At 58.0% G+C, this 24,945-nt stretch carries 17 protein-coding genes and 3 pseudogenes; 9 read left to right on the top strand and 11 right to left on the bottom strand.

Annotated features, from left to right (window positions below; genetic code table 11):
• Positions 1-625 precede the first annotated feature (625 nt).
• The 7 genes and pseudogenes from JZM24_RS17835 (at position 626) to JZM24_RS17805 (ending at position 8,145) form a co-directional block, all read left to right on the top strand.
• Positions 626-1,072 (top strand): annotated as a pseudogene (locus tag JZM24_RS17835) (NUDIX domain-containing protein).
• Positions 1,073-1,251: 179 nt separating this feature from the next.
• Positions 1,252-2,361 carry a tRNA 2-thiouridine(34) synthase MnmA gene (gene mnmA, locus JZM24_RS17830; RefSeq protein WP_215671433.1) on the top strand — a complete coding sequence of 370 codons (1,110 nt, stop codon included), beginning with the start codon at positions 1,252-1,254 and terminating at the stop codon, positions 2,359-2,361.
• A 214-nt stretch (positions 2,362-2,575) separates the two neighbouring features.
• Positions 2,576-3,199 (top strand): annotated as a pseudogene (gene hflD, locus JZM24_RS17825) (high frequency lysogenization protein HflD).
• A 19-nt stretch (positions 3,200-3,218) separates the two neighbouring features.
• Complete coding sequence (gene purB, locus JZM24_RS17820; RefSeq protein WP_215671474.1) at positions 3,219-4,589, top strand: adenylosuccinate lyase; 1,371 nt, start codon at positions 3,219-3,221, stop codon at positions 4,587-4,589.
• 176 nt (positions 4,590-4,765) lie between these two features.
• Positions 4,766-5,437, top strand: coding sequence for a two-component system response regulator PhoP (gene phoP, locus JZM24_RS17815; protein ID WP_215671431.1), 672 nt, complete (start codon positions 4,766-4,768; stop codon positions 5,435-5,437).
• A 5-nt stretch (positions 5,438-5,442) separates the two neighbouring features.
• Positions 5,443-6,909 carry a two-component system sensor histidine kinase PhoQ gene (phoQ, locus tag JZM24_RS17810; RefSeq protein ID WP_215671429.1) on the top strand — a complete coding sequence of 489 codons (1,467 nt, stop codon included), beginning with the start codon at positions 5,443-5,445 and terminating at the stop codon, positions 6,907-6,909.
• A gap of 111 nt (positions 6,910-7,020) precedes the next feature.
• Positions 7,021-8,145 carry a ribosomal protein uL16 3-hydroxylase gene (locus JZM24_RS17805; RefSeq protein WP_215671427.1) on the top strand — a complete coding sequence of 375 codons (1,125 nt, stop codon included), beginning with the start codon at positions 7,021-7,023 and terminating at the stop codon, positions 8,143-8,145.
• A gap of 277 nt (positions 8,146-8,422) precedes the next feature.
• On the opposite strand, the gene pepT is transcribed toward JZM24_RS17805, so the two are convergent.
• From pepT to lolC, 5 genes are all read right to left on the bottom strand, one after another.
• Positions 8,423-9,685, bottom strand: coding sequence for a peptidase T (gene pepT / locus JZM24_RS17800; protein ID WP_215671425.1), 1,263 nt, complete (start codon positions 9,683-9,685; stop codon positions 8,423-8,425).
• A 102-nt stretch (positions 9,686-9,787) separates the two neighbouring features.
• A complete protein-coding gene (gene cobB, locus JZM24_RS17795; RefSeq protein ID WP_215671423.1) occupies positions 9,788-10,618 on the bottom strand; it encodes a Sir2 family NAD+-dependent deacetylase in 831 nt (276 codons plus the stop codon).
• A 22-nt stretch (positions 10,619-10,640) separates the two neighbouring features.
• Positions 10,641-11,885, bottom strand: coding sequence for a lipoprotein-releasing ABC transporter permease subunit LolE (gene lolE / locus JZM24_RS17790; RefSeq protein WP_215671421.1), 1,245 nt, complete (start codon positions 11,883-11,885; stop codon positions 10,641-10,643).
• On the bottom strand, positions 11,882-12,589 hold the full coding sequence (gene lolD / locus JZM24_RS17785; protein ID WP_215671419.1) for a lipoprotein-releasing ABC transporter ATP-binding protein LolD: 708 nt from the start codon (positions 12,587-12,589) through the stop codon (positions 11,882-11,884). The genes lolE and lolD overlap by 4 nt, the downstream gene beginning before the upstream one ends.
• Positions 12,582-13,784 carry a lipoprotein-releasing ABC transporter permease subunit LolC gene (lolC, locus tag JZM24_RS17780; protein ID WP_215671417.1) on the bottom strand — a complete coding sequence of 401 codons (1,203 nt, stop codon included), beginning with the start codon at positions 13,782-13,784 and terminating at the stop codon, positions 12,582-12,584. Before lolC ends, lolD begins: the two co-directional genes overlap by 8 nt.
• A 209-nt stretch (positions 13,785-13,993) precedes the next feature.
• Between lolC and mfd the strand changes: the two genes are divergently transcribed.
• Complete coding sequence (gene mfd, locus JZM24_RS17775; RefSeq protein ID WP_215671415.1) at positions 13,994-17,443, top strand: transcription-repair coupling factor; 3,450 nt, start codon at positions 13,994-13,996, stop codon at positions 17,441-17,443.
• Positions 17,444-17,537: 94 nt separating this feature from the next.
• Here mfd and JZM24_RS17770 read toward each other — a convergent pair whose 3' ends face one another.
• From JZM24_RS17770 to ycfP, 3 genes and pseudogenes are all read right to left on the bottom strand, one after another.
• The gene (locus JZM24_RS17770; protein ID WP_215671413.1) at positions 17,538-18,077 is read right to left on the bottom strand and encodes a glycine zipper 2TM domain-containing protein; all 540 of its coding nucleotides are present in this window, start codon (positions 18,075-18,077) and stop codon (positions 17,538-17,540) included.
• A 686-nt stretch (positions 18,078-18,763) separates the two neighbouring features.
• Positions 18,764-20,053, bottom strand: a pseudogene (locus JZM24_RS17765) (NAD(P)/FAD-dependent oxidoreductase).
• A 189-nt stretch (positions 20,054-20,242) separates the two neighbouring features.
• Positions 20,243-20,785, bottom strand: a complete 543-nt coding sequence (gene ycfP, locus JZM24_RS17760) for an alpha/beta hydrolase YcfP (protein ID WP_215671410.1) — start codon at positions 20,783-20,785, stop codon at positions 20,243-20,245.
• 939 nt (positions 20,786-21,724) lie between these two features.
• Between ycfP and JZM24_RS17755 the strand changes: the two genes are divergently transcribed.
• Positions 21,725-22,615 (top strand): DMT family transporter, encoded by an 891-nt coding sequence (locus tag JZM24_RS17755; RefSeq protein ID WP_215671408.1) that lies wholly within the window; start codon positions 21,725-21,727, stop codon positions 22,613-22,615.
• 497 nt (positions 22,616-23,112) lie between these two features.
• Here the strand turns inward: JZM24_RS17755 and JZM24_RS17750 are convergent, their stop codons facing one another.
• The 3 genes from JZM24_RS17750 to JZM24_RS17740 are packed head-to-tail and all read right to left on the bottom strand — an operon-like array spanning position 23,113 to position 24,940.
• Positions 23,113-23,973, bottom strand: a complete 861-nt coding sequence (locus JZM24_RS17750; protein ID WP_215671406.1) for a phosphotransferase — start codon at positions 23,971-23,973, stop codon at positions 23,113-23,115.
• On the bottom strand, positions 23,960-24,544 hold the full coding sequence (gene lpoB, locus JZM24_RS17745; protein ID WP_215671404.1) for a penicillin-binding protein activator LpoB: 585 nt from the start codon (positions 24,542-24,544) through the stop codon (positions 23,960-23,962). Before lpoB ends, JZM24_RS17750 begins: the two co-directional genes overlap by 14 nt.
• Positions 24,545-24,565: 21 nt before the next feature.
• Positions 24,566-24,940, bottom strand: coding sequence for a YcfL family putative periplasmic lipoprotein (locus tag JZM24_RS17740; RefSeq protein WP_215671402.1), 375 nt, complete (start codon positions 24,938-24,940; stop codon positions 24,566-24,568).
• Positions 24,941-24,945 lie beyond the last annotated feature (5 nt).

Below are 24,945 nucleotides of genomic sequence, written 5' to 3'. Positions count from 1 at the left end.
ATCCCAACAGCAAAAAGCTCAGCGCCACGCACAATTACAACCGCCAAATCGCGTCAGCGCCCAGTCCCCGGCGTGTTACCCTGTTCATAACCTAACAACGTGCTCCCTGACTGCATTCATTACGCGCAAAGATTAGATGCCGGTGCCATCGGTATAGGCTGCCGGCAGGCTGGATGTCACAGCGTAGGGCTGATTATCCTGACAAACGCGGGTAAGCTACAGGCCAGATTGACGCAGCCGGCGCAAAAAACCGCTAAAATCTACTCGGTGGGGGGGAAGGTGAACCTGATGTAGCCGGGCAGGCCGCCTTCATCCCCGGCCTGCTGCGCGAAGACGGTCTGACGTTGCCTGCCGGTGGCGCGCGTTTCGCCGCCTGAAGGGTTATGGCCGCGAAGGCCGCCGATTCGCGGGGCACGGCTATTCCTGCCTGCTGGCTGCGGGTGACGCTCGTTGAGGGAAAAACCGCCAGGTGCGCCGCATGACCGCGCCCATCCGGCATCCGACGCGGCGGCTGATTCACTGTCAAATCGCGGATGGGTGCCTGTCCGGTCTGGCGCCGGGAGAGTGGCGCGACATTACGCGGGACTTACGTTTCTACAACCGTCCACGGAGGACAAAAGCCGCTATGTTAAAAACCCATGTTACCGTTGCCTGCGTGGTGCAGGCGGAAAGCCAGTTTTTGGTGGTCGATGAAACGATTCACGGCCAGCCGCGCTGGAACCAGCCGGCCGGCCACCTGGAAGCGAACGAAACCCTTATTGAGGCGGCGCAGCTTGAATTGTGGGAGGAATCCGGTATCCGCGCCCTACCGCAGACGCTGCTGCGGATACATCAATAGATTGCGCCCGATAATACCCCTTTTTTGCGTTTTTTGTTCGCCATCGATCTGCCGCGCTGCGTGACGGCTATCCCGCAGGATGACGATATCGACCGCTGCCTGTGGCTGCCGGCCGAGTCCATTCTCACTTCGGACCAGCTGCGCTCGCCGCTGGTGGCGGAAAGTCTTCGCTGCTATCAGCGCGGCGAGCGCCTGCCGCTGGACCTGCTTCAGGCCTTCAACTGGCCGTTTTAAGCGGGTATTCTTCCTGGTGCGGCAATATTAACGGCGTCGCGCGCTCCGTTGACCGCACCTGTCATCGCCATTGCCTTCACGGCCGAAGGTGGCGGCGCGGGGGGCGAACATGATAAAATCTGCCGCCTGTTTTACTGCGCCGCGCAACGCGCGGCGGTTATCCCGTTCGTGAGAATCCCATGTCAGATAATAGTCAGAAAAAAGTAATCGTCTGCATGTCCGGCGGTGTCGACTCTTCCGTCTCCGCCTGGTTGCTGCTACAGCAAGGTTATCGGGTGGAGGGGCTGTTCATGAAAAATTGGGAGGAGGACGACAATGAGGAATATTGCACCGCGGCAAGCGATCTGGCCGATGCCCGGGCGGTATGCGATACCTTGGGGATCACGCTGCATACCGTCAATTTCGCCGCCGAATATTGGGATAATGTTTTCGCGCACTTTCTCGCCGAATATCAGGCGGGCCGCACGCCCAATCCGGATATCCTGTGCAATAAGGAAATTAAATTCAAAGCCTTTTTGGAGTTCGCCGCCGAGGATCTTGGCGCCGACTTCATCGCCACCGGCCATTATGTGCGTCGCGCCGACGTGGATGGCAAAAGCCGGCTGCTGCGCGGTGTAGATGATAATAAAGATCAAAGCTATTTTTTGTATACGCTGGGCCATGCGCAGCTCGCGCGATGCCTGTTTCCGCTAGGGGAACTGGCAAAACCGGAAGTGCGCCGCATCGCCACCGAGCTTGGTCTAGCGACCGCCGCCAAAAAAGACTCCACCGGTATTTGTTTTATCGGCGAGCGGAAATTTCGCGATTTCCTCGGCCGCTACCTGCCGGCGCAGCCGGGGGCTATCGTCTCGGTTGACGGCCAGGAAGTGGGTCGCCATCAGGGGCTGATGTACCATACGCTGGGTCAACGCAAGGGGCTGGGTATCGGCGGCACCCGCGACGGCAGCGAGGATCCCTGGTATGTGGTAGACAAAGATCTTGACCATAACCGGCTGATTGTTGCCCAGGGCCACCAGCATCCGCGGCTGATGTCTACCGGTCTTACCGCCGGTCAGCTACACTGGGTCGAGCGGGAACCGATTACCCAAACGCTGCGTTGCACGGTGAAAACCCGTTATCGTCAGCCTGACATCGATTGTCTGGTAACGCCACAGCCGGACGGGCGTTTACAGGTGGCCTTCGACCAGCCGGTCGCCGCCGTGACGCCGGGCCAATCGGCAGTGTTCTATCTAGCGCAACGCTGCCTGGGCGGCGGGATAATCGAAGCGCGTCAGCCCGTAAGTCACTAAGACGCGTTCGCAGCACAAAGAGGCACCCACACCCGTCGCCCCCTGACGGCATCTCGCGTGCGCTGTCGCCGCACGCTTGACGCTCGCGCAGCGCTTGCCGCTGTGTTTGCACGCGCTTTTATGGCATGATCGCGCATGCGTGGTGCGCCTGGCGCGCCGTAGACCGGACGCCTGACGGGTGGACTTAACCTCAGGGATGGATACAGGAGTCATCTTGGCCAAGAACTATTTCGACATTACGCTGGCGGGCGTCTGCCAAAGCGCGCGGCTGGTACAGCAGCTCGCGCATCAAAGCCAGTGCGACGAGCAGCCCTTGCGCGTCTCGCTCCAGAGTCTGCTGGATCTTAATCCGCCGTCGGTGCGCGCGGTCTACGGCGATAACCCGACCCATCTGCGGATGGGGTTGGAAACCCTGCAGGGGGTATTGAATGCGTCGTCGCGCGAAGGGCTGGGCGCCGAGCTGACCCGGTATACCCTAGGATTGATGGTGCTGGAACGCAAGCTGAACGGCAACCGCGGTGCCTAGGCGGAGTTGAGCCGGCGCATCGACGCGCTTGACCGTCAGCTCAGCCATTTTGATTTGCTGTCGGACACGCTTATCAGCGCCATGGCCAGCATTTATGTCGACATCATCAGCCCGCTCGGACCACGTATTCAGGTCACCGGCGCGCCGGCGGTGTTGCAAAACACGCAGATACAGGCCAAAGTGCGCGCCGTACTGCTGGCAGGCATCCGCTCCGCCGTGCTGTGGCAGCAGGTCGGCGGTGGCAGACTTCAGCTGATGTTCGCCCGCAACCGGTTGTTTAAAGAAGCTAAACAGATACTTTCACCTACTTAATCTCCAGGAGTCGCAATTGATGGAATTATCATCTCTGACCGCCGTTTCGCCCGTAGACGGCCGCTATGGCGACAAAATCAGTCCGCTGCGCGCTATTTTCAGTGAATTCGGTTTGCTGAAATTTCGCGTACAGGTGGAAGTACGCTGGCTGCAAAAGCTGGCCGCCTGTGACGCCATTAAAGAGGTCACCTCTTTTGACGACCACGCAAACGGTTTCCTTGACGCCATTGTCGCGAATTTCAGCGTTGAGGACGCCGAGCGCATTAAAACCATTGAACGCACCACCAATCATGATGTGAAAGCGGTAGAATATTTTCTAAAAGAAAAAGTCGCCGCGCAACCGGCGCTGCAGGCGGTGAGCGAGTTTATCCATTTCGCCTGTACCTCAGAGGACATCAATAATCTTTCCCATGCGCTGATGCTATCCAACGCCCGCGACGCCATTCTGTTGCCGGCCTGGCGCCAGATTATCGACGGCGTAACGGCACTGGCCGAACGCTATCGTGATATTCCTCTGCTTTCACGCACCCACGGCCAGCCGGCGACGCCCTCAACGCTGGGCAAGGAAATGGCCAATGTCGCCTATCGCCTGAGGCGCCAATATCGTCAGTTGGAACAGGTGGAAATACTGGGCAAGATTAACGGCGCGGTCGGCAATTACAATGCCCATATGGTCGCCTATCCCGAAGTGGACTGGCATCGGTTCAGCGAGGAGTTCGTCACCGGGCTGGGTATCGGGTGGAACCCCTATACTACTCAAATCGAGCCGCATGATTATATCGCTGAAGTTTTTGACTGCGTCGCGCGGTTTAATACTATCGTTATCGATTTCGACCGTGACGTTTGGGGTTATATCGCACTTAATCATTTCAAACAGCGCACCGTCGCCGGTGAAATCGGCTCTTCGACCATGCCGCATAAAGTGAACCCTATCGACTTCGAGAATTCGGAAGGGAATCTGGGCCTGGCGAATGCGGTGATGAATCACCTGGCGGCAAAATTGCCCGTTTCGCGCTGGCAGCGGGATTTGACCGACTCTACCGTATTGCGCAACTTAGGCGTCGGCATCGGTTATGCGTTTATTGCTTACCAGGCTACTTTAAAAGGAATCAGTAAACTGGAGGTGAACGAAGCCCATTTGCTGGCGGAGCTGGACGGGAATTGGGAAGTACTGGCTGAACCCATACAGACGGTGATGCGCCGTTACGGCATCGAAAAGCCTTACGAGAAGCTGAAAGAGCTTACGCGTGGCAAGCGCGTCGACGCTGAGGTCATGAAAGCCTTTATCGACAGTCTGCCGCTACCGGAAGCGGAAAAAGTCCGGCTGAAAACGCTGACACCGGCTAATTATATTGGCCGCGCGACGGCGATGGTTGACGACTTAAAATAGGTGGCGAAAAGGGAACCTGCGCCCGACCCTGGTTCCCTCTCTGTTTATGCGGAGTTTAGTCACTCTCTGGGATACTCTTATCCGGTAAGATATTCCTTCCCAGCCGGAAGGATAACCGCTCAACAAGATGGATTGCGCCACCGGATCCGTTAAGAGTGATTTTGTTAGGAGCTGCGATGCGAGTTCTGGTAATAGAAGATAATTCTCTTCTGCGTCATCATCTGACGGTACAGATGCGTGAAATGGGGCACCAGGTGGATGCCGCCGCGGACGCCCGGGAGGCGGACTACTTTCTAAATGAGCATCCACCCGATATCGCCATCGTCGATCTGGGCCTGCCCGATGAGGACGGTCTCAATCTCATTCGCCGCTGGCGCAGCCATCAGGTGAAAATTCCCATGCTGGTGCTCACCGCCCGGGAAGGCTGGCAGGACAAGGTCACGGTGCTGGAAGCCGGCGCCGATGACTATGTCACCAAGCCTTTTCATCTGGAAGAGGTGGTGGCACGCATGCAGGCGTTAATGCGCCGCAACAGCGGTCTGGCGTCGCAGGTTATCGAGCTGCCGCCATTCCTCATTGATCTTTCGCGCCGAGAGCTTATGATTAATGAAGTTAATATCAGGCTCACCGCTTTTGAATATACTATTATCGAGACACTGATACGCAACGCCGGCAAAGTCGTTAGCAAGGATTCGCTGATGCTGCAACTTTATCCCGACGCTGAATTGCGCGAGAGTCACACCATCGACGTGTTAATGGGTCGTCTGCGTAAAAAAATGCAGGCCAATTACCCGCATGAAGTGATCACCACAGTTCGCGGTCAGGGCTACCGTTTTGATGTTAACTAGGCTCTATGACCCTATTTCCGTTACGCCACAAAAAACCGTTTTCCCTGCGCGTCAGATTCTTGCTGGCGGCAGCTTGCTTAGTTCTGGCGCTTTCTCTCTGCTACGGCATGGTGGCCGTCATTGGCTACAGCGTCAGCTTTGATAAAACGTCATTCCGCCTGCTGCGCGGCGAGAGCAATCTATTTTTCAGTCTGGCACAGTGGAAGGACAATAAGCTGTCGATAGCCGTGCCGCCGAATATCGATATTAACTTCTCCGCCCTGGTGCTGATTTATGATGAAAATGGCCATATCCTCTGGCGCCAGCGCTATGTGCCGGCGCTGGAATCGCGCTTGCAGCAGGACTGGCTGACCAAAACCGGTTATTCTGAACTCGATACCGATACGCGCACCAGCAGCGCGGTGGTGGGGGATAATCCCAGCGCTCAGGTTCGGCTGAAGGAGTTCGACAGCAGCGATGATAATGCGTTGACCCACTCCGTGGCGGTCAACCGCTACCCGTCTACCGGCCGCCTGCCGCCGCTGACCATTGTGGTAGTGGATACCATTCCCCATGAGCTGCAGCGCACCGACCTGGTGTGGGAATGGTTCAGCTACGTCATGCTCGCCAATCTGCTGCTGGTAGTGCCGTTGCTGTGGCTGGCGGCGCACTGGAGTCTGCGCCCCATTAAGGATTTGGTGCACCAGGTGCGGGAGCTGGAAGTGGGCGAGCGGGAACGCCTCGACGAGAATCCGCCGCGCGAGCTGGATATCCTGGTGCGCAATCTGAATATTCTGCTGAATAACGAGCGTCAGCGCTATCAGAAGTACCGCTCGACCTTGTCTGATTTAACCCATAGCCTGAAAACGCCGTTGGCGGTGCTGCAGACCACGCTACGCTCCCTGCGAACAGATCGCGACACCAATATCGAGATGGCAGAACCGATAATGCTGGAGCAAATCAGCCGCATCTCTCAGCAGATTGGCTATTACCTGCATCGCGCCACCGTTCACTCGGAACATAATGTGCTGAGCCGCGAACTGCATTCCGTACCGCCGCTGCTCGATAGCCTGTGCTCCGCACTCAACAAGGTGTATCAACGTAAAGGGGTTTCCCTATCGCTGGATATTTCGCCAGAGTTGACGTTTATCGGTGAGAAAAATGACTTTATGGAAGTCATGGGTAATATTTTGGACAACGCCTGCAAGTATTGCCTGGAATTCGTCGAGGTCAGCGCCCGCGAAAGGGAAAGCGCGCTGCATGTTATTATCGAAGATGACGGCCCGGGGATCCCTGAGTCCAAGCGCACGCTTATCTTCCAGCGCGGTCAGCGGGCCGATACCCTGCGTCCCGGTCAGGGATTGGGCCTCTCGGTAGCGGCGGAAATTCTCGAGCAGTACGATGGCGACATCGTGATTGGCGAAAGCGCTCTGGGCGGGGCGCTGGTCGAGGTCATCTTCAAGCAACAGGGCACGCAGCCCGAAGACGACTGAACTCGGTCACGGGCGCCCCGTCACGTTTGACGCACCGCAGGTAAAATTTCCCGGCCTGCGGCGGCGCTATCCGTTATAATCTCACTCATTCTCCCCGCGTTGGAACAGGCTATGGATTATCAACTTGAACTGGACTGGAATGACTTTTTACAACGCTACTGGCAAAAACGCCCGGTCACCATTAAACGCGCGTTTCGCGACTTCGTCGATCCCTTGTCTCATGATGAACTGGCCGGTCTGGCCATGGAAGCGGAAGTGGACAGCCGCCTGGTCAGCCACGATGACGGAAACTGGCAGGTAAGCTACGGTCCGTTTGCCAGCTATGACCATTTGGGCGATCACAATTGGTCGCTGCTGGTGCAGGCGGTCGATCACTGGCACGAGCCCTCGGCGGCGCTGATGCAGCCGTTCCGCCATCTGCCCGACTGGCGGATAGACGATCTGATGATCTCGTTTTCGGTTCCCGGCGGCGGCGTTGGTCCCCATCTCGATCAATATGATGTTTTTATTATTCAGGGCCAGGGCCGCCGACACTGGCGCGTCGGCGATAAAACCCCGCTGAAACAGCATTGTCCCCATCCCAATCTGCTGCAGGTTGAACCCTTTGAGGCGATCATCGACGAACAAATGGAGCCCGGCGATATGCTGTATATCCCGCCCGGATTCCCCCATGAAGGCTATGCGCTGGAGAACGCGCTGAATTACTCCGTCGACTTCAGGGCACCGAGCAGCCGCGAGCTGGTCAGCGGTTTTGCCGATTATGTGCTTGCTCAGGAGCTGGGCGGCCAGCGCTATAGCGATCCCGCGATCGCGCCGCGCGATGATCCCGCCCACGTTCTGCCGGCGGAAGTTGATGCGCTACGCGCCATGATGATGGTCCTGATGCAGCAGCCCGATCAATTCAATCAATGGGTTGGCGAGTTTATCTCGCAATCTCGCCATGAGCTGGATCTGGCGCCTCCGGAGCCGCCCTATCAGGCCGGGGAAATTTACGACCTACTTAATCAGGGCGAGAGCCTGTATCGCGTCGGCGGACTGCGGGTCTTGCGGGTAGGCGACGACAGCTATGTCAACGGTGAAAAGATTGTCACGCCGCATCGTCAGGCCGCCGCCTCACTTGCCGCCCGCTATGACGTCAGTCGGGAACAGCTGGGCGACGCGCTGGACGATCCCTCCTTCCTGCTGGCGCTGCTGGCGGGACTTATCAATAGCGGATACTGGTATTTCAAAAACTGATTCCGCCGGCCCCTCTTATCATGCAGAGGCCCCCGTTTTGCAACGGGGGCTTTTTTTATGCCAGCATAATGCTGCTCCAGATAGGACGTCTCGGCCTTCACCAAGACCGACGCTTGCCTGTTGCACGGTGGCACCGGTAGCGCGGGCTTAGGCGCCAGGGCTCATTCTTCAGCCGGGCGTCCAATGAACCAGACTATGCCCGCCCCGCTTCGGCCACCCGCCGGCACGGGCTATGCCTGCCCGCCGTCGGCCGTTTAGCGGCTCGCGCCGGCAAGCGCTAGCCGACCGCCGGCGCGGGTTTGGCATGCGCGCCTTTGGCCCGCATGGCGTTTAGCGTGGCGAGGCGCGTTATCACCTGCACCGCTTTCTCCATCACATCATGGGAGGCGAATTCGTGTTTGCCGTGGTAATTATACCCACCGGTAAACACATTCGGGCACGGCAGTCCCCGCCAGGAAAGCTGGGCGCCATCGGTACCGCCGCGGATGGGCTTGATGACCGGCTCGACGCCGCATTCCATCATCGCCTGCCGCGCCAGTTCAATGATATGGGGATGATTGTCGACATGCTCTTGCATATTGTAATAGCTGTCCTCAATCGTCAGCTCAATATAACAATCTGGATGCAGCCCTTTCCCCAGCGTCTCGGCGCTGGTGATCATAAACTGCTTGCGCTCTTCAAACCGTTGGCGGTCGAAATCACGCACGATATAGTGCATTTCTGCCTTGTCCACGCTGCCTTTCATCGTATTGAGGTGATAAAAGCCCTCATAGCCGGCGGTCGCCTCTGGACTTTCCGCTGCGGGCATCATCTGATGATAGCGGGTGGCCAGCGACAGCGCGTTAACCATCACGCCCTTGGCGGTGCCCGGATGCACGTTGTTGCCGACAATTTTCACCGTTACCGAGGCGGCGTTGAAATTTTCGTACTCCAGCTCGCCCAGACCGCTACCGTCCAAGGTATAGGCCCACTCGGCGCCGAAACGCGCGATATCAAAAAACTGCGTCACTTTACCCACCTCCTCGTCGGGAGTAAACGCGATGCGAATCAGACCGTGTGGAATATTTTGCTCTTTGAGTCGCACCATCGCGGTAACGATCTCCGCCAGTCCCGCTTTATCGTCAGCACCGAGCAGGGTCTTACCATCGGTGGTGACCAAGGTATGGCCTATTAGTTGATGCAGCACCGGAAACATGACCGGCGAGAGGATCTCGTCGCCGTTGCCAAGGGCGATAGCGCCGCCGCGGTACTGCTCCACGATCTGCGGATTGACGTGTTTACCGCTGAAATCCGGCGCGGTATCCATATGGGCGATAAAACCGATGACCGGCACCGGCCAAGACACATTCGACGGCAACGTTGCCGTTAGGCAGCCGTGATCGCTCAGGGTAATATCCGTCAGCCCCAGCGCGGTCAGTTCTTCTTGCAGCGCATGGGACAGTTTCCATTGGCCCTCGGTGCTGGGCACATGTTTCACGCCGGGCTTCGACTGGGTATCAAAAGATACGTAATGTAGAAATCGATCGAGTAGTTTATTCATTGTTTCCGCCTGTCTCTTCGCCACGGCCCATTATGACCAGCGACGCGCTGGAAAATATTGTGTCAGGTCAGTTTTATGCCTGAAGAGAGCAAAACCGATGGCTCAGCCGCGCTGGGCGATAAAGCCGTCGATAAACTCGCGGGTCCACTGCGGCACGCACCGGCTGGCCGGGCCATAGTATTTTTCCTCGAACTGGCTTTCCACCTGGCTCGGCGCCAGATTCAACTCGATGGTGCGGGCGCCGCAAAGGCGAGCCTCATGCACGAAGCCGGCGGCCGGGTAAACATGCCCCGAGGTGCCAATCGCCAGAAAATAATCGGCCCGCGCCAGCGCATGATAAATGTCGTCCATCCCGAGCGGCATTTCGCCAAACCACACCACATGGGGACGCAGCAGGGCGGGAGACTGGCAGCAATGACAACGGTCGGCCTCCGTCACGTCGTCGACCCAGTCAAGGATCTGGCCGCTTTGGCAGCAGCGTACCTTCAGCAACTCCCCGTGCATATGGATAATGCGGCGGTTACCGGCGCGTTCGTGCAGATTATCGATGTTTTGGGTAATCAGCAGAAAATTATCCCCCAGCATCTGCTCCAGTTCAGCCAGCGCCAGATGGGCGGCATTCGGCGCGATCTCCGGCTGCTGCAGCTGACGCCGGCGGGCGTTATAAAACGCCTGCACCAGCGCGGTATCGCGGGCAAAGCCTTCGGGGGTGGCGACATCCTCTACCCGGTGCTCCTCCCACAGCCCGTCATCGGCACGGAAAGTACGAATGCCCGACTCGGCGGAAATCCCCGCCCCCGTCAGTACGACTACAAACGGTTTTTTCATTTTGGTCACCGCGAGTGAGTCCCGGTGAAAAATACGGGCGCTCAGGCGCTGTTGCTTTAACCTTTTACTTTTGCGAAACCGGATTAACCGGCGGTGAATACGCATGCGCGCTGTTCCTTATGGGGCATTATTGACCGCTCAATACCAGGGCCGGATCGATGCGGCTTGCACGCCGCGCCGGATACCAGCTCGCCAACAGACTCAGCAGCAGCGCCGTCGCCAGCACGCTGGTGACATCCACCCAGTACAACTCGGTGGGCAGAAAATCGATAAAATAGATATCGCCGGACAATAACCGGTGACCCAGCACCCGCTCCAGCCCCTTCACCAGCGTGGTCAGATTGAGCGCCATCAGCACACCGACCGCCGCGCCAATCACGCTGCCGGTCAAGCCAGCCAGCAGGCCATACCAAATAAAAATAGCACGGGTCAGGTCGTCTTTGGCTCCCAGGGTGCGTAAAATCGCGATATCGGCGCTTTTATCTTTCACCGCCATCACCAGGGTAGAAACGATATTGAAACAGGCGACGCCTATTACCAACACCATCGCCAGGTACATAATGGCGCGGATCATTTGAATATCGCGGTACATATAGCCATAAGTGCCGATCCAACTGCGGATCTTGACGTAGGCATTGGTGACTTCGCCCGCATCGCGCACCAGCTTATTGGCGTTGAAAACGTCGCTGACCTTGATGGCGATACCGCCCACATCTTCACCCCGCTGCAAATAGCGCTGGGCGTCAGCCAGCGGCACCATCGCGAAACTGTGATCCAGCTGGCCGTTCAGCGTCAGGATACCGCTGACCTGTAAACGGATACGTTTTGGCTGCAGCAGCTTCATCTGCGGGTCGCTGTTGGGGATCATTATCGTCAGACAGTCGCCGGACTTGACCTTTAGCGTATCGGAAACCCCTTTCCCGACAATGATTTGCTGTTGACCGGCCTGAAAACGCGACCAGGCGTTATTCTGAACATAGCGCGGCAAGGCACTTAGCCGCATTTCCAGCGCCGGGTCAACACCTTTGACCTGGATTGCCTGCAACTTATCGTCTCGCTCGACCAGGCCGGTGAAATTCAGATAGGGCGCGGCGGCGAGGATACCCGGCACGTGGATAATGCGTCTTAACACCCCCTGCCAGTCGGCAAACGGCGGATCCACCGGCTCGATTTCCCCGTGCGGCACGACCGCCAATATCCGATTGTTCAATTCGCGCTCGAACCCGTTCATGGCGCTGAGGCCGATAATCAGGACCGCCACACCGAGCGCAATGCCGATGGTGGAGATAACCGAAATCAACGATACCATCCCCCCCCGCCGCCGTCCGCGGCTGAAGCGAAGCGCGATCTGCAACGACAGCGACATCTTCATTGCGCGGCTCCCAGCAGCGCGCCATCAGCCTGCAGCGCGCCGTCGCGCATTTCCAACTGCCGATGCAGCCGCTTCGCCAATTGGAGGTCATGGGTCACGACCAGAAAAGCGGTGCCTTGTCGCATGTTCAGCTCGCCCAGGAGCTCAAAAATACTGTCGGCATTGCGCCGGTCCAAATTGCCGGTCGGTTCGTCGGCCAGCACCAGCGCCGGATGATTCACCAGCGCGCGGGCAATAGCCACCCGCTGCCGCTCGCCGCCGGATAGCTCCGCCGGACGATGCTGGCCGCGCTTTTCAAGACCTACCGCCGCCAGCATTTCCCGCGCCGTTTCTTGTGCCTGTGCTGGTCGGGCGCCGCCAATCAGCAGCGGCATCGCCACATTTTCCAGCGCGGTGAAGTCCGGCAGCAAATGATGGAATTGATAAATAAACCCCAGCCGCCGATTACGCACCATGGCGCGCGCAGCCGATGAGAGCTTGTTTAGCGGCTGTCCTTCAAATACCACCTCGCCGCCGGTCGGTTCATCCAGCCCGCCCAGCAGGTGCAGCAAGGTGCTTTTACCGGAACCGGAACTGCCGACAATCGCCATCATTTCGCCGCGCTCTAGCGTGAAACTGACGTTACGCAACACGTCGGTGTAAAGCTTACCTTCCTGATAGCGTTTGCTGAGTTGGGAACAGTGTAACAAAGGAGCATCATTCATAGCGTAAAGCCTCAGCGGGATGAACGGCGGCGGCGCGCCAGGAAGGATAAATCGTCGACAGCAGCGCCACGGCCATGGCCGACAGGGCGATAACCGTCACCTGCCACGGGTCGATTGCGACCGGCAACGCGGCAGCGTCAAGCAGCGCCCCGAGTACCGGCATCAGCCGGTTGAGTTGACTGGCCAGTAAAACCCCAAGTCCGGTCCCCAGCAACGCGCCGACAATACCGGCGCTGGCCCCCTGGGCGATAAACACCAGCATCACCTGCCGGCGGGTCAGCCCCTGGGTTTGCAAAATCGCCACCTCGGCCTGTTTTTCCATCACCAACAGTCCGAGCGAGGTGATAATATTAAACGCCGCCACCTCGACGATAAGGCTAAGTAGCAGGCCCATCATGTTTTTTTCCATACGCACGGCCTGGAACAGCTCGCCTTTGCGTTCGCGCCAGTCGTGCCACACCAGCCCGTCCGGCAGCGGCCGGGCGCTGAGCTCATCTACCGCCAACGGCTGCTGCAACCATAAGCGCCAGCCGGTAACATAGCCGGCCGGATAACGCATCAGGCGCGACGCATCCTGCTGATTGACGAGTAATTGATAGCCATCGACATCGCTGTTGGCGGCGAAGGTGCCGACCACGGTGAACAGCCGCTGACTGGGAATACGGCCCATCGGCGTGAATTGGCTGGCACCGGGCACCATCAGCCGCACTGCGTCGCCGCGCTTCACGCAGAGCGACGCGGCCAGTTCATCGCCCAGGATCACCCGGTATTGGCCGGGTACCAGGTCATCCTGGCGGGCGTCCACCAGATAATGCGACAAGGGTTCGGGATCGGTCGGGTTTACGCCGAGCATAACGCCGACCGCCACGCTGCGCGCGCTTTGCAGCACCACATCGCCTGTGGTCAGCGGCGCCACGCGCGTCACCCACGCAAGCGCGTCTGGCACCGAGGCCGGAATACGTTTAGGATCAAGGCGCCCCTCGGGACTGGTCAACAGCGCCTGAGGCATCAACCCGAGAATATTGCTCTCCAGTTCACGCTCGAAACCGTTCATCACCGATAATACGGTCACCAACGCCATGACGCCAAGCGTGATGCCGATGGTGGAGAGCCAGGAGACAAAACGGCCGAAGCGGTCTGCTGCTCGCCCGCGCATATAGCGCAGGCCAATATATAATACGACAGGTTGATACATTGATTTACGTCTGGATGCGGTTGCGAAAGCAAAGTGATCAAGGATAATAAAGGGTCGTATGGCATTATGGAACCATTAAGCGCCGTCATGGCCGGCTTTTATTCCTGAAAGCGCGCATATTTTAGCCATCGTCCCCACCGCCGCGGCATTCTACCGCAGGCTGTGCTGCGATGGCCACGTGATGTGAGAAAAGAGAATTATCATTAGCCATGTCAGAACGCGATCGTTATACCTTACCTACCCAAGCCGGCAAGAAACTGATCCTGGGTCAGCTTACCGGCGCCGCCGGCGCCGTTGAGTGCGCCGCCATCGTCGACCGCTATCCGGGACCGGTGCTGCTCATCGCCACCGACATGCAAAGCGCGCTGCGGCTGCACGATGAGATCGTGCAGTTCACCCGTCACCCGGTATTGACCCTGCCGGACTGGGAAACCCTGCCCTACGACAGCTTTTCTCCCCATCAGGAAATTATCTCCGACAGGATCGCCACCCTCTACCGGCTGCCTGCGCTTGCGCGCGGCGTCATTATCCTGCCGGTGAATACCCTGATGCAACGGGTGTGTCCGCACACCTTTTTGCACCGCCACACGCTGTTAATGACCAAAGGACAGCGTCTGTCGCGGGACAGGTTGCGCGCGCAGCTAGAGCAGGCCGGCTATCGCAGCGTCGATCAGGTGCTAGAGCACGGTGAATTCGCCACCCGCGGCGCGTTGCTGGATCTTTACCCCATGGGCAGCGAAGAACCTTACCGCATCGATTTTTTTGATGATGAAATCGACAGCCTGCGCATTTTTGATGTCGATACCCAGCGCACGCTGCAGGAAGTGACCTCTATCAATCTGTTGCCGGCGCACGAATTCCCCACCGACAAAGCCGCCATAGAGCTGTTTCGCAGCCGGTGGCGCGAGCAGTTCGACGTGCGCCGAGACGCCGAGCACATTTACCAACAGGTGAGTAAAGGGACGTTGCCGGCCGGTATCGAATATTGGCAGCCGCTGCTTTTCAGCGAACCGCTGGTGCCGCTGTTCAGCTATCTGCCGGCGAACACGTTGGTGGTCAATACCGGCGATCTTGAGGCCGGCGCCGGCCGCTTTTGGGACGACGCCTGTGCGCGATTCGACAATCGCCGCGTGGATCCCATGCGCCCGCTGCTGCCGCCAGAAACGCTATGGCTGCGGGTGGATAATCTGTTTGCCGAACTCAAATGCTGGCCGCGGGTGCAACTCAGTGCACAAACGCTGCCGGAAAAAGCCGGTCACTACAATATGGATTACCGTCCGCTGCCGGACTTGGCGGTGGAGGCGCAGAGCAAAGCGCCCCTGGACAAACTGCGCCGGTTTTGCGAGCAATTTGACGGCCCGGTGATTTTCTCGGTGGAAAGCGAGGGGCGGCGGGAAACCCTGAGCGAGTTGCTGGCGCGGGTGAAAATTCTGCCAACGCTGATAAACCGGTTGGAGGACGCCGCCGCACCAGGCGCTTATCTCGTCATCGGCGCCAGCGAGCGCGGCTTTATCGATGCCCCACGCGCACGGGCGCTGATTTGCGAAGGCGACCTGCTTAGCGAACGGGTCAGCCGCCGCCGGCAGGATAATCGCCGCACCATTAATGCCGATACCTTAATTCGCAATCTCGCCGAGCTGCATGAAGGACAGCCGGTGGTCCATCTGGAACACGGCGTCGGCCGCTACGCCGGCATGACCACGCTGGAGGCGGGCGGAATCAAGGCTGAGTATCTCATCCTCACCTATGCCGGCAACGACAAGCTGTACGTGCCGGTCTCCTCGCTGCACCTTATCAGCCGCTACGCCGGCGGCGCCGATGAAAACGCGCCGCTGCACAAGCTCGGCGGCGACGCCTGGGCGCGGGCGCGGCAAAAAGCGGCCGAGCGGGTGCGGGACGTGGCGGCGGAGCTTCTGGATATCTATGCCCAGCGTGCGGCGAAAAGCGGCTTCGCCTTCCGCCATAACCGGGAAAATTATCAGCTGTTCTGCGAGGGGTTTCCGTTTGAGCCCACCGTCGATCAGAGTCAAGCGATTAACGCGGTGCTGAGCGACATGTGCCAGCCGCTGGCCATGGATCGCCTGGTCTGCGGCGATGTCGGCTTCGGCAAAACGGAAGTGGCGATGCGCGCTGCTTTCCTGGCGATTGAAAACCACAAGCAGGTGGCCGTGCTGGTGCCGACCACCTTGCTGGCGCAGCAGCATTTTGACAATTTTCGCGACAGGTTCGCCAACTGGCCGGTGCGTATCGAGATGATTTCCCGTTTCCGCAGCGCCCGGGATCAGGCGCAGGTGCTGGAGCAGACCGCCGATGGCAAAGTGGATATTCTGATTGGCACCCATAAGCTTCTGCAAAGCGATGTCAAATGGCATGATTTGGGTTTGCTTATCGTCGACGAAGAGCATCGCTTCGGCGTGCGCCACAAGGAGCGCATTAAAGCGATGCGCGCCGATGTCGATATCCTGACCCTGACCGCCACCCCTATCCCACGCACGTTAAATATGGCGATGAGCGGCATGCGCGATCTGTCGATTATCGCCACCCCGCCGACGCGGCGGCTGGCGGTGAAAACTTTTGTGCGCGAATACGACGCTCTGGTGGTGCGTGAAGCCATCCTGCGCGAGGTGCTGCGCGGCGGCCAAGTGTATTATCTGTACAACGATGTGGAAAATATAGAAAAAGCCGCGCGCCGTCTGGAAACGCTGGTGCCGGAGGCACGCATCGCCATCGGCCACGGCCAGCTGCGCGAGCGTGATTTGGAACGGGTGATGAATGACTTTCATCATCAACGTGTCAATGTGCTGGTGTGTACCACCATCATCGAAACCGGTATCGACATCGCCAATGCCAATACCATTATCATCGAGCGGGCGGACCATTTCGGATTGGCGCAATTACATCAGTTGCGCGGCCGGGTAGGCCGTTCGCACCATCAGGCTTACGCTTACCTGCTGACCACGCCGCAGAAAGCGCTAAGCCAGGATGCCCATAAGCGACTGGAAGCGATTGCCTCGCTGGAGGATCTGGGCGCCGGTTTCGCGCTGGCCACCCATGATCTGGAAATCCGCGGCGCCGGCGAACTGCTGGGGGAAGATCAAAGCGGTCAGATGGAAACGATTGGCTTTTCCCTGTATATGGAACTTCTGGAAAGCGCAGTGGACGCCCTTAAGGCCGGTCGCGAACCGTCGCTTGAGGATCTCACCCGTCAGATGACCGAAGTGGAACTGCGCATGCCCGCGCTGCTGCCGGAAGAGTATGTCCCCGACGTTAATACCCGCCTGTCGCTGTATAAGCGTATTGCCAGCGCCGCCGACGATCGTGAAATCGAAGACCTGAAAGTGGAGCTCATCGATCGCTTCGGTCTGCTGCCGGATCCGGCGCGCTATTTGCTGGCGATAGCCGGACTGCGGCAGCGGGCGCAAAGCCTGGGTATCCGGCGCATTGAAGGCAGCGATAAAGGGGGCTTTATCGAATTCAGCACCACCAACCGCGTCGATCCTGCCTATCTCATCGGCCTGCTAACGCGCGAGGCGGGCACCTATCGGCTGGACGGTCCGACCCGCTTGAGATTTATCCGCGACCTCAAGGATCGCACGGCGCGCCTGCAGTATGTTGACGAGTTGCTGCGGGAGCTGCAACAGCATACGTTGAGCGCCTAACATGCACCAACGCCGCGCCAGGATACACTCCCGACGCGGCGTATAACGCCCGACTGCCGCTATGGCGACGGTGGCGAACCGCAACCTGCCCACGTTAGGCCTGATCGTTTAACACCAGTTGACCGTTGCGATCCAGGGGGATTTTGGTGCCCGGATCGTGGTCCATGCGGATTTTGCCTTGCTGATCGCCAATTTTATATGTGACGTCATAGCCCAGCAGTTTCTGCGATTTATCATACACCGTCTGGCAACGCTGGCGATTGGTGGTATAGGTATCGCGATCCTGCAGATTGCCCTGCACCTGATTGCCCGCATAGCCGCCCGCCATGGCACCGGCTACGGTTGCGACATCCCTGCCCCGTCCGCCACCGAACTTATGGCCGAGGACCCCACCGGCCACGGCGCCCAATACCGAACCGGCGATTTTGTTCTCGTCCTGCACCGGGCGGCGGTGGGTCACGGCGACCGTACGACACTCCTGACGCGGCGTTTTAATCGTTTCATTGATGGGCGATGCCGTGACGACCTGGGCGTATTTCGGGCTGGAGGAAAACACATCCAGCCCCGCGACCGCCGCGATACCCGACGCGGCGGCAATACCAATGCCGACGCCTGCCAATAATGATTTATTCACGGAGAACCTCCTGACAATTATCACGCACCCGCTAACGGTGAACGGACGCATAACCCTAGCTTCCTTTTAACCGCAAGCGTAACCCGAGCCCTGGCGCTCCTCCCGGACGGCAAGCGTGGCACCCCCGGGATAACTCAAAGTCTGCCCAAGGAAAGCGTTAGCGGCAATAAGATTAAGGGCGAAAAAAGGCTACTCTGTCGGCACTTCAGGCGCTTTGGGATGATTCCTAACCCTACAAAGCAGTACGACGCTATTTCCTGCTGCCACGATCCGGTACACGTCTGGCTGTGAACTGGCAACAGCGAACGCACGTCTGGCATGAACAGGCAAGGGCAAACGCACGGCTGGCGGTGAACTGCCCGACGGCGAACGCACGGCGCGGCGTTTACCGGCCCGCGGCTGAGAGCTACACAGGCATGTCGTCGAGGGGATAGACTCTGATTCACGGCCCGCACAGCGGGTAAAAGCGGAAAGACGGTGAAGTGGCTAAGGCAAACGGCACCGCCGCTAAAAGCCGCCTTCAAACCACTTTGAAGAACGCGCGCTTGGCCCCCCCGGCCCGGCGCAAGTTGCACCTGCGCCGGGCCGGGGGGCGGCGGATGGCGGCGGATGGCGGCGGATGGCGGCGGATGGCGACGGATGGCGACGAGCCGACAAGACAACCCTCGGACATCGCCGCGCCGCAATTAATGGAGTTTGAGGTGTGGGCGGATCACGCGGTTAATTCTACCGACCAACATAATCAAGCCGGTTTTGATATACCCATGCAGCGCAATCTGGTGCATCCGATAGAGCGAAATGTAAACCGCGCGGGCAATGCGCCCTTCTATCATCATCGAACCGCGCATCAGGTTGCCCATCAGGCTGCCAACGGTGCTGAAACGCGATAGCGACACCAACAGCCATGATCTTTGTAGCTATAGGCTTTCAGCGGTTGCCCGCGCAGCAGCGCCAGAATATTACCGTGGGCGCGCGAGGCCATTTGATGTGCCGCCTGGGCGCGCGGCGGCACCACGCCCCCCGAAGGCATTGCGCAAGACGCGCAATCGCCAAGCGCAAAAATTGCCGGGTCGCGCGTGGTCTGCAACGTCGGCTCAACCACCAGTTGATTGATGCGATTGGTTTCCAGACCAGCGATATCCTTCATAAAATCCGGCGCTTTGATGCCGGCGGCCCACACCATCAATTCGGCCTGCAGATATTCGCCCTCCTTGGTATGCAGCCCGCCCGCATCAGCGCTGGTGACCATGGTTTTGGTCAATACCCTGACGCCCAGCTTGGTCAACTACTGATGCGCGGCGGCAGGGCCGGCAAAATACGTTCACCCGCCTCGACCAGCGTGACGTTCAATGCCTGATTGTCGAGCCATTTGAAACCATAGCTATGCAACTGCTGAACCGCATTGTGCAGCTCGGCCGACAGTTCGACGCCGGTGGCGCCGCCGCCGCCGATGGCGATATTCACTTTCCATTCCAGGTCGCCCTTGGCGGAAAATTTCAAAAACAGATTAAGCATTTCATTGTGGAAACGCTGCGCCTGGCGCTGATTATCGAGGAAAATACAATGTTCTTTGACGCCGGCTGTGCCAAAATCGTTCGAGGTGCTGCCGAGCGCCAGCACCAGAATGTCATAATCCAGCCGGCGTGCTGGCACCAGCAGCGCCCCCTGATCGTCGCGGATTTCGTCCAGCAGCACCTGCTATTGCTCACGATCTATGTCGCTCATACTGCCAAGCTGAAACACAAACGCATGATTGCGGGCATGGGCCATGTAACTGAGAGCATCCACCCCCTCATCCAGCGAACCGGTAGCCACCTCGTGCAGTAACGGTTTCCAAAGGTGGCTATGGTTGCGATCCACAAGCGTAATCATCGCCCGCTTGCGCCGCCCCAACTTGTGCCCCAAGCTGGTCGCCAGCTCTCCAACCCGCCGGCGACGCCGCCGATAATGACAATCTTTTTCAGTGGTGTGGTCAAAATGCCCCCTAAATGTAAACCGTTCGTTAACTAAGCGTAAATAAAAAAACATCCTTAGATAACATAGGGTTATATCTTAATGCGCTCTTGGCGCCAGAATACCATGGGAGGTCATTTGGTCATACCAAAATTGATATGAATCAATTTTTTCGGCCTGTTCCTATCGCCGTTGTCACCCGCCGTCCGGCCTTAGCCTAACGATTTAAAGGCCAGCAGGCGCCGTAAATGGGGAGAAATATTTTTAAATTTATGGCCTTCGTGCTCATCCCAGATAATTTCATAGAAGGGAGAAAGCAGCCCGGAACTGCGATTAACGTCCAGCGCATCATCCTGACGCGACAGGAGCACCAGACAACGATCGCGATTTTTTTCGCGGAAATTATCCACGCATTTGGTGGCGATATCCACGTACTCCTCGGGTCGGTCAACTTTACCCGGCATATTCTCTTGCGGAAAAAGATTGGGATTAAGGATAACCTGGCGCATGTCGCATAAAAAACCGATGCGCTCAGCCCAAAACCCGCCCAGACCGACGCCGCAGATGAGCGGCCGCTCGTCGTCGGTCAATTGCTGCATTTCGTCCACTTCCTTAAGCAGATGCTGCATGTCGTGACGGGGATGGCGGGTACTGTAACTGATAAGCCGCACATCGGGATCGATGAACTGCAATTGCAACACCTTTTCGTGATTGCCAAGGCTGGTGGCATCAAAACCGTGCAGATAAATAATCATCGTTTTCCTCTTCCTTTGGGTTCGACGGCGGGGCGACAATCGCAACAATGAGGTTACAACGCTCGCCGCCCGGCAACATTGATAGATGACAGATTCTCTCGCCTAAGGCGCCAACCGGCAGCCAAGGTTTCCGGCTCCGCGCCGGTGTAAACACGCCAACCGCCGCAGTCGCATGGCAGCGGGCGGCAACGCCCCGTCTCAGCATAAACCCTATTGAGCGTCAGGGTATCGCCCGCCGCATTCTCTTCTGGCCCGCACGTGACAACCTCGGTACTGAAAACTGGTTTTAAACGCGTCAAAGATGTGCCGATGACATGCCACTCCGGCAGTAAACGTTTCCCGATGTAGCATAGGCGAGAATATCCTGCTAACAGTCGATAAGGGGGTGCCTTAAATATGTTCCATAACAACAGAGGTTATCATAACGTTTAATCCTTGGGTGGCGTTAATCAGTCTTTTATAAAAAAGCGATAAACGCCTGGCTATCGGCAATAATAACTTTCAATAATGCATCATATTCATCGATCTTACCAAACCACCGGTCACTTCAGCAAGGTATATTATATAATGCGCCAGCTGATGGTAACCATTACGATTATATTTATAAATAATTATCATCACAAACACGGTCAACGTTAGGCCTGGTTTTTTTCGCTGACCAATAAAGCAACCCGGCCAGAAATATATTCCGCTTTGCTGCTAATGCCTGATGCTTTACCTGCCATAATCGGGCGTGCAATCCCCTGACAGTCCCCATTCCAGCATGTATGGCTTTTGGTTACGCTTTAATAACGCAGAACTCTATTATTTTTTTATCCATCATGCCGGTGTTTTTGATGAAGAATATCATGCACTGAAATTACTCTATAAGCGGCGCGTCAGGCACTATTTTTCTGCCGTCAAACGGTTAAAATTATTTCTTTAGATAAGGAGAATTTCATGCGAAGGATCACGATATCACTGCTATTTATCCTTGTCTGTTTAACCTGGGGCACCACCTGGCTGGCCATGAAAATAGCGGTGGAAACCATTCCGCCGTTGTTTGCGACCGGCATGCGTTTTATTGCCGCCTCACCACTGCTTATCATTATGGCCTGGGTAACCCGCGCGCCATTACTTTTTTCCCGCGGCCAGCGTCTATTCCAATGTGCGGTGGCGGTATTTTATTTCGCTATTCCCTTTTCATTGATGATTTACGGCGAGCAAACCGTGAGTTCGGGCCTGGCGTCGGTAATATTCGCCAATATGCCCGTGGCGGTGCTTATCGCCTCAAAGCTGTTGTTAAAGGAGAAAACCTGCAAGCTGCAAATTCTGGGGTTACTGCTGGCGATTGCTTCGCTAGCAGCGGTGCTGCTTAGCGAAGCAAAGGAGACCAGCCGCTGCCACTGGCAAGGCGCCCTGGCGTTAATCGTGGCATTAATCATGCATGCGCTGATGTATACGCTTTGCAAAAAGCGCGGCTGCCGCGTGGCGGTGTTGACATTCAATGCGCTACCCTGCTGCGCAGCGGGATTAGCATTAATCGCTGCCGGTTGGTTGTTGGAACAACCCCGCTGGCAAGATTTTTCTGCCGGTTCGATTGGTGCAACGCTTTATTTGGGTGTGGTGGCGGGCGTCTTTGGTATCCTGTGTTATTTCTCGCTTCAGAAAAAAGCCAGCGCCTTCCAGGCTTCCACGGTTTTTTTAATTTTTCCGGTTATTGCGCTCTTGCTGGAGAACGCGCTCTATGGTTATACGCTTTCGCCGGTTTCGCGCCTGCTGCTGCCGCCGCTCAGCGCCGGGATCTTATTGACGCTGCTGTCGCGGCGTCACGCGCCTGAACCCCGGTGAATATCCCTGACCGGGCGTGGCGAAGGCGCAACCTGTGCGCATCTTCAAGATCACAGATCACAGGTTTGGGTCTTGGGTCAGTCATAAACGATAACCGGCGTGGCGGTGGTGCGGCAATAGCCCATCGTCGGGCCCCGAAACAGGTTCGGCAAAGCGACAGTCTTACTCTCGGCGAACCGCCGTGTTTCGCTGGCAGCAAGGCGAAAATATCTGGGGAGCCGCCAGGTTTTGCTGGGAGCCCGGCGAAGGTGTCCGGGGAACCGCCATGTTTCGCTAAAAACGCGGCGAAGATGTCTGTGGAACCGTCGGGCTACACTGGGAGCCCGGTGAAGTCGTCTGGGGAACCGCCGGGCTACGCTGGAAACGCGGCGAACACGTCTGGGGAGCGCCGGGTTACGCTGGAAACGCGGCGAAATAGTCAGGCAAGCCGGCGAGCGGAACGACTTGCCAGCAAACGGCGCGCAGAGGTTACCTGCTACTGCAAGCACTCGAAACGCTTAGCCTGGCAGATGAAAAAAACGGCGCAGCGGCGCTGCCAGGGCGATAAAATCACGATTGCCGCTCTGGTGCCAGCGCGTCTCATACCATAACAACATTAAATAATTGACCCAGGGGATCCAGGCGTCTATATGCCGGCGCAATCGCTCGCGCTCAAGACCGGGCATTTGCCGCACATAGTCGGCCAACACCCGCTCACAGGTCGCAACCGGCAGCGCATTGCCGCAAAATAACGCCGCCAGCTCCAGCGCGACATCGCCGTCGCCGGCATATTCCCAGTCGATGAGCGCCAGAGAACCGTCCGCTTGGCACAGCACATTGCCTTGATGCACATCCATATGCAACAGCGCTTGGCGCAGCGCCGCCGGCGGACGCCGGCGCAAAAATTGCCGCTGCAGCGCCAGCCAGGCCGGCGAGCGCCGCGCCGGATCGCTGCTGTGCCAATAACGCGCGTAGCGCGCCTGCAGATCCAACGGATAACCGCTGAGCCGGTGCTGATGCAGCGTCGCCAGCGTGGCCGCCAAAGTGCCCGCCGCCAGCGCGTGCTGCCAGCCTTGAACGTCTGCCGGCTCGCCAGGCAGCCAGTCCACCAATAGCCAGCCGTCGCTAAAGCCCCGCGGACGCGGTGCCAGACCGCTGCTGTTAAGAACGCGTAACAGGCGAAACTCCCGACGGCGACTGACCCCCAGTTGCGTTTTCTGCCCGCTGGCACCCCGTGCCAGCACATCAAATCCGGCCCCCTGTAGCCGCCAGCTTTCGCCGGTCAGGCCGCTGACCGGCTGAGGTTCGACCGTCTTCGCCAGCGCGGACGGCAGGCAATGCGCCAGCGCCGACCGCAGGCCGGGCTCAGTCCTGGGCAACGCCGTTACCGGACCAGATAATTTCGCCGGTCTGCACCAGCATCAGTTGGAGATCGAGCGTCGGCTGCTTCACGTCGCCGCTGGCGGCGCTGTAGAGCACATATTGCGCATTCAGGTAGCGCGCCAGCCCCACCGCTTTGCTGCGCGACTCCAGACTGTCGTCTGTAGAAAGCCCCAGCGTCTGGCGCGCTGCATTCAATTGCTCGGCGCCGACGACCTGAAATTTACCGCCGGCGTCGGCAATGAGCCGAGTGAGCGACGCTGTAGCTTTCCCGGTCTGCATGCTGCCGTTGGTGGCGTTTTTCATAGTATTAACCAGCAATACGCTACCGTCGTTGATCCCCTCTACCGCCAGCAGTTGCTGCACCATGGGCGACAGGCTGGCCTGCCAGTCAATGGTCTTGATTTTCGGCGGCATCGGCACCGGCGCGCTGGTGGCTGGCGGCGGCTGCACCGGTACCGTAACCGGCGGCGGCACCGGCTCGATGGTCGCCGGCGGCGGCGCGGGCGTTCGGGAGGTACAGCTGGCCAGTACCAGCGCTGCGAGGACGATTAAGGCTCTGTTTTTCATTGTAGACTCGACGTTGACCCTTTATTGCAAAGACAAATAGAGACGGACGTGTTTCGCCTCTGGATTCCCATTCACCGCTTGCACTCGCACTTGGCCGTTAGGCGGTACGATAAGCGTACGCGTGGCGGCGAAAGGGATAACATCTAATCCCTGCGCATCGTACCAGTAGAAACGGTAATGCACGGTGACCGGCGCAGGATGATCGTTACTGAGGAGACTATAGGCGCTAAGCTGTCCCCGATCGGTGGTTAGCGATGGCGGTGCGGCGGTGACGCCGGCGCTGAGCACTGACGAGCCCATCACCAGCGATTGCTGATTATTGATTATCAAGGCGTGATCGCCGCTGCTGCAGCCGGCGAGCAGCAATAACGCCGCGACCCAAGGTGCTAAACGCATGTTTT

The organism is Candidatus Sodalis endolongispinus, from assembly GCF_018777395.1.
Classification (GTDB): domain Bacteria; phylum Pseudomonadota; class Gammaproteobacteria; order Enterobacterales; family Enterobacteriaceae; genus Sodalis_B; species Sodalis_B endolongispinus.
The sequence above is the reverse complement of the archived record's forward strand: the minus strand, read 5'-3'. Positions and strand labels throughout refer to the sequence as shown.

What these genes read in the sequence shown, in the direction of transcription:
- JZM24_RS17740 (WP_215671402.1), bottom strand. Translation starts at nt 24,940, where the DNA reads ATGCGTTTAGCACCTTGGGTCGCGGCGTTATTGCTGCTCGCCGGCTGC.
- JZM24_RS17755 (WP_215671408.1), top strand. Translation starts at nt 21,725, where the DNA reads ATGCGAAGGATCACGATATCACTGCTATTTATCCTTGTCTGTTTAACC.
- pepT (WP_215671425.1), bottom strand. Translation starts at nt 9,685, where the DNA reads ATGAATAAACTACTCGATCGATTTCTACATTACGTATCTTTTGATACC.
- lolD (WP_215671419.1), bottom strand. Translation starts at nt 12,589, where the DNA reads ATGAATGATGCTCCTTTGTTACACTGTTCCCAACTCAGCAAACGCTAT.
- lolC (WP_215671417.1), bottom strand. Translation starts at nt 13,784, where the DNA reads ATGTATCAACCTGTCGTATTATATATTGGCCTGCGCTATATGCGCGGG.
- phoQ (WP_215671429.1), top strand. Translation starts at nt 5,443, where the DNA reads ATGACCCTATTTCCGTTACGCCACAAAAAACCGTTTTCCCTGCGCGTC.
- ycfP (WP_215671410.1), bottom strand. Translation starts at nt 20,785, where the DNA reads ATGATTATTTATCTGCACGGTTTTGATGCCACCAGCCTTGGCAATCAC.
- JZM24_RS17805 (WP_215671427.1), top strand. Translation starts at nt 7,021, where the DNA reads ATGGATTATCAACTTGAACTGGACTGGAATGACTTTTTACAACGCTAC.
- mnmA (WP_215671433.1), top strand. Translation starts at nt 1,252, where the DNA reads ATGTCAGATAATAGTCAGAAAAAAGTAATCGTCTGCATGTCCGGCGGT.
- phoP (WP_215671431.1), top strand. Translation starts at nt 4,766, where the DNA reads ATGCGAGTTCTGGTAATAGAAGATAATTCTCTTCTGCGTCATCATCTG.
- cobB (WP_215671423.1), bottom strand. Translation starts at nt 10,618, where the DNA reads ATGCGTATTCACCGCCGGTTAATCCGGTTTCGCAAAAGTAAAAGGTTA.
- lolE (WP_215671421.1), bottom strand. Translation starts at nt 11,885, where the DNA reads ATGAAGATGTCGCTGTCGTTGCAGATCGCGCTTCGCTTCAGCCGCGGA.
- purB (WP_215671474.1), top strand. Translation starts at nt 3,219, where the DNA reads ATGGAATTATCATCTCTGACCGCCGTTTCGCCCGTAGACGGCCGCTAT.
- mfd (WP_215671415.1), top strand. Translation starts at nt 13,994, where the DNA reads ATGTCAGAACGCGATCGTTATACCTTACCTACCCAAGCCGGCAAGAAA.
- lpoB (WP_215671404.1), bottom strand. Translation starts at nt 24,544, where the DNA reads ATGAAAAACAGAGCCTTAATCGTCCTCGCAGCGCTGGTACTGGCCAGC.